We start from the raw sequence: 19,534 nt of genomic DNA on the forward strand, positions 1-19,534 counted from the left end.
AACCCTTTCAGGAATTCTCCTGAAAGGGTTTTTCGTCAATAACAGATATACTATCTATTATTATTTTTGAACAATAGCAGTTGATGCAGTTACGTTACCAAGTGATAACTTGTTACCTGCAGCATCTGTAATGTTGATTTCTTGGTTATATGCACCTTTTGGTACTACGCTAATTGTTGCAGCTTGAGCAACGTTTAGCTCTTTTTCAGTTGTTAAGTAAACAACGTTTTTCTCTTTTTCGCCGCCATGCTTAATACCTTTAACTGCTGTATTGTTGCCATTTACAACAACTTTTAAGTCATTGATAAATTGAGCGTCATCTGCAGTGAACTCTTTAACGTTCTCATCAAATGTAACTTTGATTGTATTTGAAACTTCAGCTTCATTCGTAGCTTTCACATAAACAGCGCTTGCTAATTTTGGAGCTGTGTTATCAGCGAATTTGATTAAGCTTTCAACTGGAGCTTTTGTTTGAGCGTTAGCTACTACTTTGCTTCCAGAAGCAGTTAATACGTTTGTGCTAATTGTAAATTTAGCATCTTGAGCTTTTGCGAAATAATTTTTAGGTAAAGAAATCTTAACGATTTGTTTGCTACCAACGAACTCTGCAGTTGTACCTGCTGGTAATGCTTTACCGTCAATTTTGTAGTTCTCTACATCTTTCGCGTTACCGCTCATGTCTTGACCGTAATTTACAGTGATTACATCGCCTGCGATTGAAATAATGTCAGCATTTTTTTCTACTACAGGTGTTACGATACCTGTTGTAGAAACAGTTGTATTAAATGCAACGTTGCTATTCGTGTTTACAGAGTAAGAAGCTAAGTTCTCATCTTTTGCAAAGTTAACAGCACCAGCTTTTACTTCTACTGTGTAAGGCTCATCTTTTGCTGCTGAAGCTAGTTTAATGTTTAATACATCGCCAACAGCTGTGATCTCAGATGTTACAACTACGCCATCTTTGTCACGTACTACGATTTGGTCTTTATTATTTACAGCAATTTTACCGTTGAATTTAACTAGTAAGTTATTACCTTCAATTTTGTTTAAGCTATCAGTAGATACTTTTGGTGTAGCAGTATCTTCAGTTAAAGAAACACTCATATCAACTGGTTTACCAAGTAAGTTTACTGTATCTTTGAAGTTTTTAAGGTTAACACTTAAGTCAACGTTCTTTTCACCGCTTGCATATAATGGGTTACGAGCATCTTTTACATCTTCTTTAATAGAAACGATGTATGAAGTTGCATCTTGTGGATCAATTGTATATTGTACTACACCATTACCACCTGCAACATTATATGCTGCTGTTGGGAATGTGTAGTTACCTTTTTTCACAGTTACTTCAGGGTGTTGGCTTAACGGCTCAGAGAATGTAACTTTGAAAGTACGGTTGTTAATAGCTTTAACTGCTTTCACTTCTGGTGCTGTTGTATCAGAAGATACAGTGTATTTTGTTGTTAAGATTGATGCTTTATTAGCATTTACGCGTAATGTATCTTCAGCATCATATACAACTACTTCATGATCGCCTTTTGCGAAGATTCCATTATTATCAATTGCAGAAGTTGTTAAAGTGTATACACCTGGTGTTTTACTTGCAACTTTTGCACCTTCGATTTTAACGCCATCAATTTTAACGTCAGCATTTTCTTTTACTGGTTTGTTGAATGTTAACTCAACTGTTTTACCAATAACGCGTGCACCTAATAATTCTGGAGCTGTTGAGTCAGAGAATGTTTTTTCTGAATCAAGATATTTTTCTACAGGTTTTAAGTCAGCACCTAATACGCCTGTAGTTGAGTGTACTGCATATTTGTCAGAGTTAGCAAATGCTTTGCCAGCTACTAATTTGAAAGTTACGCTCTTACCATCTTTTGAAAGAACACCTTTCTCATTAACATCACCTTCAAAATCAGCAGATGTTAAATCTTTACCATTTTGTTTGAAAATGTAGTTACCTTCTTTAATCGCAGTTTTTTCATTTACTGGGCTTGTGAATGTAACTTTAATTTCTTGTGCATTGATTGCACTTACAGATTCAACTTTAGCTTCTGTTTTTACTTCTGGGTGATAGTTCATAGCATTGTAGATGAACTGTGCAGCTTGCTCACGAGTTACAACACCATTTGGATTAAATTTGCCTTCACCTTCACCAGCTACGATACCTAAGCTTGCAAGAGTTTCAATTGAAGATTTTGCAGTTGCCCAAGGTAAACCTTCGATGTCATTGAAAGATTTTTTGTTGTTTTCATCAGCTTTGAAACCGTATGCGTTAACAAGAAGCTGTGCCATTTGTGCACGAGTTAATTTCTCGTCTGGACCGAATTTATTGTCGCCTAAACCAGCCATGATTTTGTTAGCTTCAGCAGCTGCGATGAATTTAGCATAAATGCTGCTTTCTGGTACATCTGTGAATGGAGTTTTCGTTGAACCAGCTTCAATGCCTTTCGCTTTTACCATGAAAGTAGCTACTTGAGCACGAGTTACATCGTTACCAAATCCGAATAGGCCATCACCAATACCTACGATAATACCTTTTGCAGCCATAGAGTTGATCGCATCTGCAGACCAATGTCCTTTAGGAACATCTTTAAATGCACTCTCTTCTGCTGCTGTAGCAACTGGAGCTACTACGCCAGCCACCATTGCTGCTGTCATTGTACCAGCCATTAATTTGTTAAAAGACTTATTTTTTGCCATTGATTTATTTTCCTCCTTGAGAAATATAATACTAGCTTTAGAAATATGTATTTGAAAAACTAGTGATTTACTAAATTCATATATTAATTTACAAACACTTTTTGAAGAATAGTAATTTATTAGCCATAATAAATACTATCTTTTTCCAAAAAGTTAAACCATGTATATAATACGTCATAATTCTTTTTTTTAAAAGATTTTTTTATCGCATAATTCGACAAATTCACATTATTTGTCGAATTATATATTTATCAACTTTTCTAATATGTAAACGTATATACATCGCTTGTATTTAATATACAAATAGCATTATAGCACATAATATAAATGAAATGACAATTTACACTTTTTAAAATTATCGACACTCTTCGACAAGAATACGCTTTATTTCTGTTATTTTGTCGAATTATTTGTTATAACTTTCTATAAAGTGGTATTATTTTCATATAAATGTTATTAAATAACATACAGCACACTCATGTATTTTTTTCGACAAACAAAAAGACTGATCCTCTAGGTGATCAGTCTTTTTGTTTTTTCTTTATTGGTGTTTTACGTACTCTACATTTTCTTTTGCCACATATGCTTCATTTACAGCAGGGTCATCAGAAATGATTTTAACCCATGCTTGTCCATTTATCGTTTCTTCGCCTGTAATCGTAACAACTTTATTTGCCGCTAAGTTATACAGTCGTTCATTCGACGTACGAGGATCTTTTTTCGCTTCCACCTTATTCGTTACACGTGCAAGCTTATATTTGTTGTACTCTTTTTTACCTAAGTACGAATCAAAACGGAACATATGACCTGCTACTTTTTTACCCCAGTTTGCATCAGATGCATATTTCATATTTAAACCGCCAGCTTTATCACCTGTATATGTTGCCGTATAGCGCCAATGTCCTGGATTTAAATATCCTTCACTCATATATACTTTTGCAGCATGTTCAATACAATCTTCTTTTGAATTAAATGCTAGACCGTTACCAAACGGACTATTATCTGTTGCATTTAAACCAAATAAATTATTTTTATCTCTTGCAAGATCGCTTGTTCCATATAAACTTTCATGAACAGCTAATGAATATAAGAATAATGCATTTACATTATACTTACTTTCTACTTCTTTAAATTTCTTCCCTAAACCGATTAGTGGCGAATCTGGTTTTACTGATTTTACATAACTATCTAATTGTTCTGCCGTGTACTCTGTTTTCGTACGTAGTGATAGATAATTAAAATATTGATAGAATGTTTCATTTCCGAATGTTTTTCCATCTACACTATACATTGATTGCCCTTGCTTCATGAACGAAGGGGCTGCGCCAAATCTATATTCTGTATATCCAGGTGAACTTGTATTATACGTGAAATATCTGTGATATAAATATCCATCTGATTTTACGTAATAGGATGACTTCTTCATTTCATTTTCAGGAATTAAAGTAACTTCATTTTTCTTTACATAACCTGTTAGGTCAGAGAGTTGCACTTTCACACGATCTTCTCCAACTTCTAACACTTTAAATTCTGTTCCATACTGAATGTATGTATATACTGTTTCTAAATTATCACCGTACACATTAATTGTATTTCCAGGAGTTTGCTTCGCACTTGCAAAGCCATCTTTAATCCATACGTATTCATTTTCATACTTCACTGCATTGATGCCTTTATTTTGTGCAGCTGTAACAGCTTCTTTGTATGTAGTGTAACGCTCTACTACTTTCCCTGCATCATTTAACAATACATAATTCTTTGTTTCTACAGGCGTTTCTCCCCCGTTGCCAATTTTATCAAGCATTAAGTTCAGCATCGCCGAAGCCATGCCTCTTGTCGCTGATAAGTGTGGTCTAAACGTATTATCTTCTGGATAGCCTTTAATAATCCCTGTTGCTACCATAACTTGTACATGTTCTTTATAGTTAATACGATTCGTATCAGCAAATGTAAGCGGACTTACAGTTACGTTAATCTTTTTATAATCTAGCGCCTGCTTTACCATTACGGCCATTTCTTCACGTGTAATCACATCATTTGGTGCAAAAGTCTCAGGACTACGCCCTTTAATAATTCCTGCTCCGAATGCTCTACTTACACCATCATATAATCCGTATGTTTTTGGCACATCATTAAAATTCGAATCTGCTTGCGGAAGTTGTAACGCTTTCGCTACTAATGTAGCAAACTCTGCTCTCGTTATCTCTTTGTCAGGTAAATATACATTATTTCCATACCCTGACATGATCCCTTTATTAATAAGAGTACGCATATGCTGCTCAAATAGATGACCTGTAATATCATCACTCGCCGCATAACTTGAAATAGGAGTTAAAAGCAATGACCCCGTTAACGCAACTGCTGTAATACCTTTTGAAAATTTCTTCACGGTTATGTAATCCTCCTCGTAATCTACGAATTTATCATTCCAACACCGATTATATACTAATTATATAAACATGATAAACAAAAATTAACATACAGCCTTTTTAAAATAAATATTTTATTATATTAAAATATTATATATCCTACTAATCTTCCTATGTACTCCATTCCTTTTACAACCTTGAAATCCTTTATGATATAATGACGTAGTTATTTCTGTTTATATAGAAATAACTACAAAGATATTACATACGACGGAGGATCATTATGCCTAGATTATATGCATTTGCATTTAAATCACTGCAAATATTAACATTGTTATTTTTTGCAATGACTCTTATATACTCATTGCAATTTTTAATAACTGAACCGAAGTACGATCATCCCTATTTCCTTATAGTGGCACTTATAGTCGTTCTAATCGGTATTATATTCATGTCTATCATCGTGAATCGATTTTTCACTCAAACACAATTTATCATCTTTATTTGTCTACTAGCGTTCACACTTCGTCTTGCATGGGTGTTAACAGTTCAAACAAATGTCATACAAGATTTCGAACAAATGTATAACGGAGCCGTTGATGCAGCAAATAACAATTTCTCATTCGCGGACAAAGCATATTTTACTACTTGGGTATATCAATTAGGCTTTACAATGTACCAAGCTGGTGTCATCAAATTGTTTGGCGAAGGTGTACTAGCGATTAAATTATTAAATATACTGTACTGCACTGGCATTACGTACTTTATATATCGCCTAGCTACGCATCTATTTAACGAATTTAGCGGTAGAGTTGCCGCACTTATTTTCGCAACGTACATTCCTAACATTATGATGACTTCTGTACTAACAAATCAGCATCTCGCAACATTTCTATTCTATGCTGGTTTTTATCTTCTCGTAAAAAAAGGAATCTCGCATTCATATGCGTGGATATTTGTTAGTATTCTTATTGCATTTGGCGATATTATGAGACCGATTGGTATTGTTATTTTACTAGCTCTCATTCTTTTCTTAGTGATCGCTCATATAATTTGTGATCAAAAATTGAATAAAAAAATGGTTGTATCGAAGCTAATTGGCATGATTGGCATTTATTATATCGTACATTTCATCTTTAGCTATACATTAATCTCTACAGGGGTTACACAATATCCATTGTCTAGTCGAGACCCTTATTGGAAATTTGTAGTCGGATTCAATCCTGAAACAACAGGTGGATTTTCTTTCCCTGACCATAAACTTGTTTTTCAATATCCGATTGGCGAGGAACGTTTCGAAATTGAAAAACAGCTCATTAAAGAAAGAACTGCCGATAAAGGACAACTATTATTGTTATTCAAAGATAAATTTAAAGTTATGTGGGGAGATTATGACGCAGCCATTTATTGGGGATTAGAAGGACATCCAAGACCCGAATTATCAAGATTACTGTGGACGTTAGAAAAATTATGTTACGTAAGCATTTGCATATTCGCTTGCATAGCTTCTATCAAAACGATAAAAGAACAACGAAATAAAACGTTACTGTTCTTCTCATTATTAATTTTAGGTTACGCAGGCGTACACATCTTCATTGAAATTCAATCGCGCTATCGCTACTTTATCATCCCGACATTTATGATTATACAAAGTTACGGTGTCTATCTCATTACACAATATATAAAAGAAAGATTTCAACGTAAAGAAATACACTAACAAAAAAACACTCTACTTTTTCTGTAGAGTGTTTTTTTCTATATGATAAATAATTTTCTTGGCCGCTTGTTCTCCTTGCAATTGCAGCTCATCTACTCTTCTTTGCAGGGATTGCTGTATCTCTTCATGCTGCGTCACTTGCTTCTTCGCAATTTTATATAAATCTTCTGCACTCCAGTCTCCATCCACACTTCCTATAACCGGTTGATTCACTTGTCTTAAAAATGAATCGATTTTTGGATCGTATGAAATTCCAACCATCGGTGTTTTCGCGACAGCCGAAAAAATAAGAGCGTGAAGACGCATACCAATTAAAAGGGTACATTCTGATAAAATAGATATTTTCTCATCAATATCCATTTTATATGGAAGCATATACGTCTCTTCTCCCATTAAATCCACTACATCACGCGAAGCATTTTGATCAAACGGACCATGCATCGGGACGAATAAAATTTGGTACCCTTCTTGCTTTAATTTTTTTAAAGCAATCGCTAACTTTTTTATATAATCTTCTTTTGCATTCCAGTGACGCACACTCACTGCAATTATTTTCCCATGCAGAGAATGTTTTTGTAGCCAATCTGATTGTTTTTTTCGTTTCCATGTTAAAACTGGATCTGGAACAAGTTCAATATCCCTTTTCATGCCAAGTTCTTTTAAGTATAAAAATGAATCCTCATCTCGAACTGATATATATGCCGCTTTCGACAAATGCCATTTCACTAATAGTCGATTATGCCTTTTTGTAATCGGACCTATTCCTTGTGAATAAATGTAATACGGTTTTTTTAACATACGAGCAAACCCCATAATACCCGTATAATATAAAATACTTTTTACACTCGTTTTATCTTGGAGGAGGCTCCCTCCTCCACTAATAAGTCCGTCACTTTTTTTAATTGCATCATAAACCGATTTGATACTCCAACGATCCACCGCTTCTACTCCGTACATTTTCCTTGTATAGTCAGGGTCATTTGACAGCACAACGAGTTCAATATTCGGATTCTCTTTATGTAACGATTCAATAATCGATTGTAGAATAGCTTCGTCTCCAACGTTATAAAAACCATAATATCCTGATAAAACTAACCGCACTCTTAATCTCCTCCAACATTTGGTAACCAATCATTTCATCCATTATTGGCACCAACTCCTTACCTAAAAAAGCATCATCACAATAAGCCCGTCCGAATTCCAATCCTTACAATTCATATCTCTATATTTATCTTTTCAAAAATGGTATTTGTTTTGTTGATATCCAGTTTAATTTCAAAGCACATACCGCATACAAAATCATTGCAATAGCAAGTGCTACACCACTATATAATAACGCAATAATTCTTGAAGATGTAACATCTATTATAGTAGATAGTTCATATAGTCCTAATCCTAAAATACAAGATACACCTATTACAATAAAAAATCTTCCTATGTGAACAGAATAGGAAAGATATTTTCGAATGTACAGATGATTTACGATACAGATTAGCACATATATAATCAATGTACTATACGCCGCTCCATCTATGCCAAACTTTTTTGTTAATACTATGTTTAATAAACATTTCACAAAACTTGCGCCAATAACAATCCACGCAGCTTGGGCAGAGCGGTTAATTCCTTGTAAAACTCCTATTGATAATACCATAACCGATGTGAAATACGAACTACCAATCATAACAGCTAACATACTGCTTCCTTTCGCATCTGTAAACAATCCCACATTTAACGGAACCGTTAATGCAATTAACCATATTGTTAACGGGGCTGTTAGGACATGCATAAGTGAGTTCGTATTTTGAACTGTCGTTTTTGCTAAATTCATATCTTTTTTTGCTAGTGCAGACGTTAATAATGGTATTAATGGAAATACAATTGCGCTTGCGAAAACAACGATTAATTGTGTAAATGCAGAACCGCGGCTATATATACCAAATTGCGCTTGAATTTCGGCTGACGATCCTTGCAGCACGTGCGGCACTGTTAGCGAATCCACCAAATTTAAAAGCGGCATAGATAAAGCTCCAATAGCAATCGGAATAGATACTTGCAATATTTTCTTTCCATCTTTTTTCAAATCTTGTAGTAAATACGAGTTGCTCTTATATCGGTATGAACTTTTATTGTACGTCATACGTAAATATATAAGTGAACTTATTACCCCAAGAAAAGATCCAACCATTGCCCCACTAGTAATGATAGCACTACTTTCATTCCAATATACTAATATATAAGCGATGATTAACATAAAAAATACTCGTACAAATTGCTCAATGACTTGCGATATCCCCGTCGGTTTCATATCACCGAATCCTTGAAAATACCCACGATAAACCGCCATATATGGTGCAACGAGTAAGGCCAATGACGTAACCAGTAAGGGCACCCTCGTTTCTTGTCCACCAAGCATACTTGCAATTTCAGTAGAAAATAACACGATCACTAAACATCCGAATATTCCAAATGCCATCCCTATAATCGATGCCGATTTAAATAATTTCGCAATTTCTTTATGCTTATTTTTTTCATTCAGCTCTGCAATCAACTTTGAAATTGCCAATGGGACACCAGCTACTGATAAGGTAAGGGCAATCATATATACAGGAAACACGAGGCGAAAAATACCAAGCACTTCATCTCCTGCAATATTTTGCAATGGAATTTGAAAGAAACTTCCAAGCAATTTCGACAAAAAAGTTGTAATTGTTAAAATTGCTGCACCTTTTACAAACTTCTTATTCATGTTCCTTCTCTTTTCTTTTATACATATATTCTCAAACGAATTATTACTAAATATAGAGACTGCTTTCATCTCATTAAATTATCATACCAAATTTCTTATATATTGAATACTTTCTTTTTTATAGCAAAATGAAAGTATACTTACTCAAAAAACGAGTTCGCTCAAACTTCCTACCACTTTCCATTTCTACTTTTTTCTAGTATAACTATACTATAATGTATCTATTGTCAGTAAGAGGAGTGTTACAAGAATGCTGAATTCGGTCAAGAAGTTATTGGGAGATTCACAAAAAAGAAAGATTAAAAATTATGAACAACTTGTGAATGATATTAATCAATTAGAATCTGTAATGGAAACATTATCAGATGGTGAACTACGCCAAAAAACTGTTACTTTCCAAAGCATGTTACAAAATGGAAAAACAGTTGACGATATAAAAATAGAAGCATTTGCTGTCGTTCGAGAGGCTGCAAAACGAGTACTTGGTCTTCGTCACTACGACGTACAGTTAATTGGTGGCCTTGTATTACTAGAAGGAAACATCGCTGAAATGCCTACAGGAGAAGGAAAAACTCTCGTTTCTTCTTTACCTACTTACGTACGTGCTCTTGAGAAAAAAGGCGTTCATGTTATTACAGTAAATGATTATTTAGCAAAGCGTGATAAGGAATTGATTGGACGAGTTCATGAATTTCTTGGATTAACAGTCGGATTAAATATGGCACAAATGGCATCTATCGATAAAAAACGCGCTTATGAAGCTGATATTACATACGGAATTGGTACTGAATTTGGTTTCGATTATCTTCGTGATAACATGGCATCATCTAAGGCGCAACAAGTACAGCGCCCCTATCACTTTGCTATTATAGATGAGATTGATAGTGTTTTAATTGATGAGGCTAAAACTCCGCTTATTATCGCTGGGAAAAAGTCAAGCAGTTCCGATTTCCATCATTTATGTGCGAAAGTAATGAAATCATTCCAAGACACTCTGCACTACACTTATGATGCGGAAACAAAAGCATGTAATTTTACAGAAGATGGAATTACAAAAATTGAAGAGTTATTTGATATTGATAACTTATATGATCTAGAGCATCAAACTTTATATCATTATATGATTCAAGCATTACGTGCACACGTAGCTTTCCAACTAGACGTTGATTATATTGTCGAAGACGAAAAAATTATGCTTGTTGATATTTTCACAGGACGTATTATGGATGGCCGCTCTTTAAGTGACGGATTGCATCAAGCACTTGAAGCGAAAGAAGGCTTACCGATTACAGATGAGAATCAAACGCAAGCATCTATTACTATTCAAAACTTCTTCCGTATGTATCCAGCCTTATCTGGTATGACAGGTACAGCAAAAACAGAAGAAAAAGAATTTAACCGCGTATACAATATGGAAGTTATCTCAATTCCAACGAATCGTCCTATACTTCGTGAAGATAAAAAAGACGTCGTATATGTAACAGCCGACGCTAAATATAAAGCTGTCTGTGAAGAAGTAATAAATATACATAAAAAAGAACGTCCTATTTTAATTGGTACGATGTCCATCCTTCAATCTGAAACAGTTGCACGTTATTTAGATGAAGCTAATTTAACTTATCAACTATTAAATGCCAAAAGTGCTGAGCAAGAAGCTGATTTAATTGCATTAGCTGGAAAAAAAGGCAAAATTACAATTGCTACAAACATGGCAGGACGCGGAACCGATATTTTGTTAGAAAAAGGCGTTCATGAGCTTGGCGGTTTACATGTAATCGGAACAGAAAGACATGAATCTCGTCGCGTTGATAATCAATTAAAAGGGCGAGCTGGTCGACAAGGTGATCCTGGAAGTTCTCAATTCTTCCTTTCATTAGAAGATGAAATGATGCAACGCTACGCAGGTGAAGATGTAGAGAAGCTAAAAAAACCACTTAAAACTGATGAAAACGGTTTAATTCTAAATACTAAAATTTATGATTTAATTAACCGTACACAATTAATTTGTGAGGGTAGTCATTTTTCAATGCGTGAATACAACTTGAAATTAGATGATGTCATTAACGACCAACGTAATGTAGTTTACAAACTTCGTAATAACCTTTTAAACGAAGAAATAAATATGATAGAGATTGTCATTCCAATGATTAAAAATACAATAACTGTTATTGCTAAAGATCATTTATTAGAAGGCATGCTTCCTGAAGAATGGGATTTCACTAGACTAGTAGAAGCTTTAAAAGAAGTTTTATCTACCGAAGAAATTCCAGCATTATCTGCTAATAACGTTCATTCTGCTGAGGACTTACAAGAGCTATTAAAAGATACTCTTCCAAGTTATATAGAGCGTGTTAACAATTTAGAAAGTAATGAAGATGCACAACAAGTATTACGTCAAATTAGCTTGCACTTCCTTGATTCTGGTTGGACAAACCATTTAAGTGCAATGCAGCATTTAAAAGAAGGTATTGGCTTAAGACAATACCAACAAGAGGATCCGGCACGCCTTTATCAAAAAGAAGGTTTTGAAATCTTTTTACACACATTTAGCCATTTTGAAAAAGAGGTTGCTTTATATTTAGCAAGATATATAACTGTTCCACAAAATATATAATGAGGTGAATTGCATGCTATCATTTTTAAAGAAGGCAAGAAAAAAAGGTAGAGACTCCGTAATTTCTGGTTCTCAATTATTAGGAACCGAAGAAAACAGCAATCATACAAAAAACGTAAAACCTAACTTATACTTCCATCCATCTTGGAATGAGGTTTCACAAGAACAGAAGTATATTTATCAATTTTTACATAAATCTTTACCTACCTTACAAGAAAATCAAATTTCGCTAGCTGGCATTGAAAGTAAAAAATATGAAAATGCTTATTATATTACTACATTCATTCGTAGTAGTGTAAAGCATCCAATTCAATTTGAAACTCTTACTCTATCTTTATTAAATAAAAATGGAGAAACATGTGCACGCCAAGCATTTGATTTATCACACTTAGAAGAAATTCCATCCAATGTAAATATGCCTTGGACTTTCATCTTTGAAGAAAATTCAATTACGGAAGCAACGCTATCACCTGAAGACTGGCAACTAGTATTTGAATTAAAAGGAAAACATTCATTAGATTTAGATCCTATATGGAAAGAAAAGCTACCTGCAAGTGCAATAATGAAATTACAAGAAATTGTTGCTAACCTAAATCCACCTACAGAAGATGAAATTAACTTCCTAGGGCTAAACGCAGTTGTAGAAGAAAACGGAGATTTGAACGCAACTATTTTAATTCGTAATGGCTATAACCAAAACATAACTCTTGAGCAACTTCCATTGCATATTTCAGATCGCTCTGAATCTACCGTTGCGGAACAAACATTTGTATTAAAAGATTTTCAAATTAAGGCCAATTCTACGAAACCTTGGACCTTTACATTCCCGGCTGATTCAGTATCAAAAGAACCAATCGATTTATCTAAGTGGAAAGCGTTTATCCCACAATAACCGTCATTACTCACTAAGCGAGTAATGAAAAACACGTCGTATTCTTTTATGAATACGACGTGTTTTCCTATGTAAACTATTATGTAATTCAACTACAAACGTTCAATATGATACGCTGCTTCCAACTTACAAAAATCATCTATATTATTTACTTCGTGATCTTTTAAAATTTTTAATTGCTCTTCAGTCGGCTCTTCATTAATAAGCTCGTTAATTTTCTCATTCACTTTTACTGCTAGCGCTTGATGGAAATCTGGATGTTCTTTCAACTTGTCATCTACTTTATTAATCCAAGTTGATTTTGTATATAAATATTGTTTCCACTGTTCAACAAATTGTTGTATGTCAAACTTTTCTTCGTTCCATTCAATTTCCTTCATATACTTCTCAAAAGAAGCAACGATTGAACGTGTAATCCCGACTTTTACTCCATGTGGTAACTGTTTGTACATCAAATATTCCCTCCAGCTTAAAGCGATTTCTTTTCAGTGTAAAGAAATCTTAAAATTCTTACACTTATTACCATAGCATACTGCTAATCTAAAATGTTACTATACTGCTAAGTGTATCAATTGTCAACAGACGTATAACATCTGGATATTCAAATTCAATACATACACATGCGAATAATCAGAAACCCTCACATTTTATCACGTGAGGGTTCTTATCTCTAACTTGTTTTTGCCTTTAAGAATTGTAATTGTTCCCTCTGCTCATTACTTGCCATCGTCACGATTATTTGTTCAATACTCGGATGCAACTGCTCAAGTGTCACACTCGTGCCCGCTTTATCCGATTGCTCAACAAAGTTTAACAATGCCATCGCTCCTGATACATCCATATAGCGCACATCTTTCATACGTAAAACAACTGGAGACTTTACGTCTTGTAAAGTCTGAAAAACACGATCCACTGTTAGGAAAGAAAGTGGACCTTTAATTTTATACGTCGCTTCCTTTTCTTTTACAATAGAAGCTTTACGTTCTTTACATTTCACCATGTATATAATGAACGAAAGAATAATACCGAATGCAACAGCGATCATTAAATCAAACTTCACTGTGACAACCATCGTTACAAGCATAACAATGACATCACCTTTTGGTGCTACATGCATTTTCTTCATGCTTTCCCAATCAAACATGCCAATACCAGTTAAAATTAAAATACCTGATAATACAGCAAGCGGAATGTATTGTACGACCGATCCAAGTCCCATAATGAAAATAAATAATATTACGCTATGCATAGATGCTGAAAGCGCCGTTTTACCGCCACTTCTTATATTCACGATAGATCGTACAGTCGCCCCTGCCCCTGCTAATCCGCCAAACAATCCGCTCATCATATTACCGATACCTTGTCCGACCAGTTCTTTATTACTTTTATGACGTGTACCTGTCACATTATCCATTACGACCGATGTTAACAACGAGTCAATCGATCCTAATAAAGCAATACTAAGCGCTGGTAAAATAAGTTCTGCCATCCCTGTTCCACTTAAAGATGGAATATGAAGCGTCGGCATCGCTTCTGGAATCGTCCCAATCTTCTCAATCACCTTATTTAATGACAAGTTTCCGATAATCGGTAACTTCACTGTAATTCCTTCTAACGCAGAAGAAAATAAAGGAAGCAAAGCAGTCACACCAACTAATGCAACTAAACTAGATGGAATAGCCTTAATCCATTTTCCAGAAACAATCATTACAATAATCGTTAATACTACGAGTAGAAAACTATTTTGCACATGCTTTATTTCACCTAAAATAATAATTAATGCGATACCGTTCATAAATCCTGAAACGACAGGATACGGAATATATCGAACGTAAGATCCAAGCTTACATACACCGAATAAAATTTGAAACAGTCCCGCCATCATAAACGCTATAAAACTCGCCTCTAACCCGTGCGTTGCAATAACTCCTGTTGCAATAACCGTAATCGGTCCAGTTGGCCCGGTAACCTGCCCCGGTGTACCACCAAATAACGCCGCAAATAAACCTGCAAAAATCGCACCATACAATCCGACTAGTGCTCCTTCAGACGTTCCGGTTGCAGCAATACCAAATGCAATGGCAAGTGGCAACGCAACAATCGCAACAGTAAAACCTGCTAAACATTCCTTTGCTATTTTTTGAAACATATAAATAACCACCTTCACATTAAGTCCACGTTCCATTGTACACCTAAAAGAATACATTCGTTAGTCCACTTTTTACAGTATCGTGACGTAAACGTATTCAATTGTAAACTCACGCCGCATCTTTGGAAACCATTGTAACTGTGCTATAATAGATAAATTAAATCTTTTATTATATATTTGGAGGCACTATGCTAACTTTTGAAGAAAAATTATCGATTATTGAATCTTTCCCTGAATTAGAAAGAAAGAACGTATCATTAAAACGCGTGAACTTTCACTTTGAAGAAAGTCGTTTAGATAAAAAGAACGTTGTATATCATTTACATCCAAACGGAAACGGATTTGTATATGCAAATGGTATTAAAGGTTATAAAACGGATGATAAAGGTATGATTAACATCCGTGAATTTTCAGCAGATGAATTACGCTCAGTAATCGAGCAATCAATTGAACTATTATCACAAGAAGAAATCGTAGTTCCTGCAGAACCTGCGAAAGAAGAAGAGTGGCATAACGAAGACGGCCATATCCTTACTCTTATCTCAGAGGATGATATGTGGAACGTGTACGCTGGTGTAAACTTAGACGGTACATTCAACTCTTATCCAGAAGCTGCGGAATACCTTGATGAAGAAGGATTTTCACGTAAATAAAAATAGAAAGTGGGTATCCCCCACTTTCTATTTTTTTGCTCCTTTTAAAGACTCTCTAAGCACAAACTTCTGTAATTTTCCACTCGCATTACGAGGCAGTTCATCCACAAATAAGTAATGACGTGGACGTTTATAATCTGCTAATTCATCACTTTCTTTACAATATATTTCCAAATCTTCTTCTGTAATCGCTTCATCTTTCTTTACAACAACAGCCACAACACGTTCTCCCCATAATTCATCTGGCTCACCAAGCACCGCAACATCTAATACACCAGGATGACTATGAAGGAAATCTTCAATTTCACGTGGATAAATATTAACGCCTCCGCTAATTACCATATCATCCACACGATCTGCGACGAATAAATAGCCATCTTTATCGAAGTAACCTAAATCACCAGAGTGATACCATCCTTTATACATCGATTTGGCATTTGCTTCTTCTCGGTTATGATAACCAGCCATCATAGTTGGGCCGCGCAAAATAATCTCTCCAACTTCATAAGGAGGCAATACATCATCTGGCTCTGCTGGTGCATCTTCGTTCGGTTTTACAATGCGAATTTCATGACTAAAGCATGGCGTGCCTGCTGAACCTGCTTTCGTAATTTGATCTTCTTCTACGAGAAACGCAACGACTGGTCCCATTTCTGTCATTCCGTAAATTTGTACAAGATCAATATAAAGACGTTCTTTACATTCCTTCACTAATGCTGGCGCCATCGCCGCTCCGCCATATATACCAATCTTCATCGACGTTAAATCGTACTGTGTTAAATCTTTTTGCAGTAACATATTCCACATCGTCGGTGCTGCAAAAAACGTCGTAATCTTCTCTTCTTGAATCGTATGTAATACTCTATCCGTATCAAAATGATGCAAAATAACATTCTTTCCACCAACTTGAATGCGCGGAATGATTCCAGCATTTAACTCGCCGCAATGATATAAAGGTGCTACAACAAGTCCGGCACTATCTCTATTATATTTTAAGAAATACGTACAAATCATACTATGCTCAGTCATTTCACGATGACGATGCAATACGCCTTTCGGATGACCTGTCGTACCGCTCGTATACAGCATAGAACAATAATCCATTTCATCAATTTCGATATCTACTTTGTCAGAAGATGCCGCATTAACTTTTTCATGGTAAGAACTAGCATAGGAAGGTGTATCGTCTTCTACATACCAAAAAGACGAATTTGGAAAATCTCGTTCAATGATAGCAACAGTTGATTCAACTGCTTTTTCAAAGACTACTACTTTCGAGGCTGCATCTTGAAGGATATAAGATAATTCTTTTGCTTTTAAACGGAAGTTAATCGGGTTAAAGATCGCCCCAATTTTCGCACAAGCTAAGTAAACGTTTACAAATTCACGGCAATTATATAAGTAAACAGATACAGTATCTCCCTTTCTTACCCCTTCTTTCAACAGAGCTTGCGCCGTTTTATTTATTTGCTCATCCCACTGTTTATATGTCCAGCGAATATTTTTTTCCGGCTCTACTAACGCCTCTTTATTCGGATACTTACCAACCGCTAAATCAAATATTCTCCCTATCGTCATGTACATGCCAACAATTTCCCCCTTTTCTCTTTCATAAATCTATCATTTCGTCCATAAGTAGACATTGTCCTCTAATGATTTGACTAATTTTTCTGATTATTATCGACATAGTTTTACAAACAGTGTGGTCTCTTGGTAAATGAAATTATAGCAACTTACTCACAACAATATAAAAAAGAGGCTGTTCCAAATCGGAACAACCTCTTTTTTCTTATACAAATAGCTCTTCTAAAATTTTCAGTTTGTCTTCTGTATATTTTACGAAGCCATCGTTATATGATTTTGGATCTTTCGGATTTGCGAAGTGCGTAATTGCACCTGTCTTCGGATGAACAAATTTACTTGATGCACCACAACCAAGTCCAATAATCGATTGAACTTCTTCCATAATAACAATGTTATAAATACTTTCTTGCGTCGGCATTGCATAACCAACGTTCTCTAAGTTACCTAAAATATTCTTTTGACGATATAGGTAATATGGTACGTAATTATGCTTTTGCGTCCACTCTTCTGCTTCATGCATCATCGCTGTAATTTCTTCGCGACCTGCTACTTTATATTTACGTTTGTTTTGCGTCATTTCAGAAGCACGTTTGAATGATAACGTATGAACTGTTAACGATTCTGGCATTAACTTTTCTGTCTCATCTAACGTGTGCTTGAAAATATCTAACCCTTCACCAGGAAGACCAATAATTAAGTCCATATTAATATTGTTCATTCCCATTTCACGAGCTAAGTGATACTTCTCAATTGTTTCTTCTACAGTATGATGACGCCCAATTGCTTTTAATGTCTCTTGATGGTATGACTGCGGATTAATACTAATACGGTCAATGTTCCATTTATTTAACACTTCTAGCTTCGCTGGCGTAATTGTATCTGGGCGACCTGCCTCAACTGTTACTTCACGCACATTTTTCACATCTGGGAACGCTTCATACATTTCTTCATACAGCATATCCATCTCTTCTGCTGTAATACTTGTCGGTGTACCGCCGCCGTAATAAATCGTCGTAACTGTTACACCTTTTTCTTTTAAAAACTTACCAATTTCACGAACTTCATAATGTAAACCACCTAAGAATGAATCAACAGAGCCTTGGCGTCCGTTAATTGCATACGCCGGGAATGTACAATATGCACATTTTGTTGGGCAGAATGGAATACCGATATAAATACTTACTTCCTCTTTCAAACGGTATAAATCCGGAACTACCGCTAATTGGCAATCCACAATACGCTGAAGAAGTTCAATTTTCTCTTCATGAATTAAATAGCTTTCACGAAGTTCTTGGTGTGCTTCTTCTTTTGACATACCACTTTGAAGCATTTTATGAAGAAGTTTCGTCGGACGAACTCCTGTTAAAATGCCCCAGCTTTGTTCAAGACCAGTTAACTGCTGAAGAACAGAAAGATATACATAAGAAACAACGTGCTTCACTTGCTTCATACGCTCTTTTTCATCTGTGAAAGCAGATAAATCTTTTGCGAAAGTTTCTTCATACACATTTCCAGTAGCAACATCTGTTAAACGAGCTGATGCTTTCACATTCTCTTCAATGTGTATATCAACGATAAGATTTGCTTCCTCTTGTTCAAATCCAATCGTACTATCTTCAAAAAATAAGCCGCCAATATTTTGCAGCGGACGTAAAAAACGATCATCTTGTAGCGTTTTAATTGAAATTAACAACATTATCACCTTTTCATTTGCAAACTCTCTTTAGTTTACTTGAAGGGCGTTTGCAGGTCAATACAGAAGGTTTTACCTTATTTCTTCTATTTAAAAACTAAAAGGCAGAAGAGATGACATTTCTCTTCTACCTTTTATAAATCTATTAGCTATTTTTAGTCATAAATCTTAAACGCATTCCTAATAACACAAGAATTACACCTATAAATGGAAGGTAATTTGTATTATGCCCTGTAGCTGGAAGTTTTTGATCATTGGAACTGCCTTGTTCTTTTTCTGGTAAGTTAGGCTCTCCTACTTCTTCACCCGGCTTTTCTATTTCTTCACCTGGCTTCTCTGTTCCCTCACCCGGTTTCTCTGTTTCTTCACCTGGCTTCTCTGTTTCTCCACCTGGTATTTCTGTCTCTCCAC

13 protein-coding genes are annotated in these 19,534 nt (G+C 35.3%); 4 read left to right on the forward strand and 9 right to left on the reverse strand.

Features of this window, described 5'->3' with window-relative positions; genetic code table 11:
• Positions 1 to 60 precede the first annotated feature (60 nt).
• Both FS802_RS09465 and FS802_RS09470 read right to left on the reverse strand, forming a co-directional pair.
• The gene (locus FS802_RS09465) at positions 61 to 2,703 is read right to left on the reverse strand and encodes an S-layer homology domain-containing protein (protein ID WP_098654666.1); all 2,643 of its coding nucleotides are present in this window, start codon (positions 2,701 to 2,703) and stop codon (positions 61 to 63) included.
• Positions 2,704 to 3,244: 541 nt separating this feature from the next.
• A complete protein-coding gene (locus FS802_RS09470; protein ID WP_144524980.1) occupies positions 3,245 to 5,092 on the reverse strand; it encodes an S-layer homology domain-containing protein in 1,848 nt (615 codons plus the stop codon).
• A gap of 263 nt (positions 5,093 to 5,355) precedes the next feature.
• On the opposite strand from FS802_RS09470, the gene FS802_RS09475 reads away from it, so the two are divergent.
• Entirely contained in the window at positions 5,356 to 6,789 is a 1,434-nt protein-coding gene (locus tag FS802_RS09475) for a glycosyltransferase family 39 protein (RefSeq protein WP_001137780.1), read from the forward strand.
• A 12-nt stretch (positions 6,790 to 6,801) separates the two neighbouring features.
• Here the strand turns inward: FS802_RS09475 and csaB are convergent, their stop codons facing one another.
• Positions 6,802 to 7,890: a polysaccharide pyruvyl transferase CsaB gene (gene csaB, locus FS802_RS09480; protein WP_001241588.1), complete on the reverse strand. Its 1,089-nt coding sequence runs from the start codon at positions 7,888 to 7,890 to the stop codon at positions 6,802 to 6,804.
• Positions 7,891 to 8,017: 127 nt separating this feature from the next.
• Positions 8,018 to 9,538, reverse strand: coding sequence for a putative polysaccharide biosynthesis protein (locus FS802_RS09485; RefSeq protein ID WP_098654667.1), 1,521 nt, complete (start codon positions 9,536 to 9,538; stop codon positions 8,018 to 8,020).
• Positions 9,539 to 9,788: 250 nt separating this feature from the next.
• Between FS802_RS09485 and secA2 the strand changes: the two genes are divergently transcribed.
• Together secA2 and FS802_RS09495 are read left to right on the forward strand one after the other, a co-directional pair.
• Positions 9,789 to 12,152 carry an accessory Sec system translocase SecA2 gene (secA2, locus tag FS802_RS09490; protein WP_098654668.1) on the forward strand — a complete coding sequence of 788 codons (2,364 nt, stop codon included), beginning with the start codon at positions 9,789 to 9,791 and terminating at the stop codon, positions 12,150 to 12,152.
• Between the two features lie 13 nt (positions 12,153 to 12,165).
• Entirely contained in the window at positions 12,166 to 13,044 is an 879-nt protein-coding gene (locus FS802_RS09495) for an accessory Sec system S-layer assembly protein (protein ID WP_141545952.1), read from the forward strand.
• Positions 13,045 to 13,136: 92 nt separating this feature from the next.
• On the opposite strand, the gene FS802_RS09500 is transcribed toward FS802_RS09495, so the two are convergent.
• The gene (locus FS802_RS09500; protein WP_000278032.1) at positions 13,137 to 13,496 is read right to left on the reverse strand and encodes a hypothetical protein; all 360 of its coding nucleotides are present in this window, start codon (positions 13,494 to 13,496) and stop codon (positions 13,137 to 13,139) included.
• Positions 13,497 to 13,714: 218 nt separating this feature from the next.
• Positions 13,715 to 15,193 carry a SulP family inorganic anion transporter gene (locus tag FS802_RS09505; RefSeq protein ID WP_180229599.1) on the reverse strand — a complete coding sequence of 493 codons (1,479 nt, stop codon included), beginning with the start codon at positions 15,191 to 15,193 and terminating at the stop codon, positions 13,715 to 13,717.
• A 188-nt stretch (positions 15,194 to 15,381) separates the two neighbouring features.
• On the opposite strand from FS802_RS09505, the gene FS802_RS09510 reads away from it, so the two are divergent.
• Positions 15,382 to 15,846 (forward strand): hypothetical protein, encoded by a 465-nt coding sequence (locus FS802_RS09510; protein ID WP_088057384.1) that lies wholly within the window; start codon positions 15,382 to 15,384, stop codon positions 15,844 to 15,846.
• A gap of 27 nt (positions 15,847 to 15,873) precedes the next feature.
• On the opposite strand, the gene FS802_RS09515 is transcribed toward FS802_RS09510, so the two are convergent.
• From FS802_RS09515 to FS802_RS09525, 3 genes are all read right to left on the reverse strand, one after another.
• Positions 15,874 to 17,430 (reverse strand): fatty acid--CoA ligase, encoded by a 1,557-nt coding sequence (locus FS802_RS09515; RefSeq protein ID WP_098654670.1) that lies wholly within the window; start codon positions 17,428 to 17,430, stop codon positions 15,874 to 15,876.
• 205 nt (positions 17,431 to 17,635) lie between these two features.
• Positions 17,636 to 19,126 (reverse strand): coproporphyrinogen III oxidase, encoded by a 1,491-nt coding sequence (locus tag FS802_RS09520; RefSeq protein ID WP_002007015.1) that lies wholly within the window; start codon positions 19,124 to 19,126, stop codon positions 17,636 to 17,638.
• A gap of 142 nt (positions 19,127 to 19,268) precedes the next feature.
• The coding region (locus tag FS802_RS09525) for an LPXTG cell wall anchor domain-containing protein (RefSeq protein ID WP_144525015.1) at positions 19,269 to 19,534 on the reverse strand (266 nt) is incomplete at its 5' end.

It is taken from the genome of Bacillus sp. DE0042, from assembly GCF_007680225.1.
GTDB lineage: Bacteria > Bacillota > Bacilli > Bacillales > Bacillaceae_G > Bacillus_A > Bacillus_A wiedmannii.

What these genes read in the sequence shown, in the direction of transcription:
- FS802_RS09485 (WP_098654667.1), bottom strand. Translation starts at nt 9,538, where the DNA reads ATGAATAAGAAGTTTGTAAAAGGTGCAGCAATTTTAACAATTACAACT.
- secA2 (WP_098654668.1), top strand. Translation starts at nt 9,789, where the DNA reads ATGCTGAATTCGGTCAAGAAGTTATTGGGAGATTCACAAAAAAGAAAG.
- FS802_RS09500 (WP_000278032.1), bottom strand. Translation starts at nt 13,496, where the DNA reads ATGTACAAACAGTTACCACATGGAGTAAAAGTCGGGATTACACGTTCA.
- FS802_RS09510 (WP_088057384.1), top strand. Translation starts at nt 15,382, where the DNA reads ATGCTAACTTTTGAAGAAAAATTATCGATTATTGAATCTTTCCCTGAA.
- FS802_RS09465 (WP_098654666.1), bottom strand. Translation starts at nt 2,703, where the DNA reads ATGGCAAAAAATAAGTCTTTTAACAAATTAATGGCTGGTACAATGACA.
- FS802_RS09520 (WP_002007015.1), bottom strand. Translation starts at nt 19,126, where the DNA reads ATGTTGTTAATTTCAATTAAAACGCTACAAGATGATCGTTTTTTACGT.
- FS802_RS09475 (WP_001137780.1), top strand. Translation starts at nt 5,356, where the DNA reads ATGCCTAGATTATATGCATTTGCATTTAAATCACTGCAAATATTAACA.
- FS802_RS09495 (WP_141545952.1), top strand. Translation starts at nt 12,166, where the DNA reads ATGCTATCATTTTTAAAGAAGGCAAGAAAAAAAGGTAGAGACTCCGTA.
- FS802_RS09505 (WP_180229599.1), bottom strand. Translation starts at nt 15,193, where the DNA reads ATGTTTCAAAAAATAGCAAAGGAATGTTTAGCAGGTTTTACTGTTGCG.
- FS802_RS09515 (WP_098654670.1), bottom strand. Translation starts at nt 17,430, where the DNA reads ATGTACATGACGATAGGGAGAATATTTGATTTAGCGGTTGGTAAGTAT.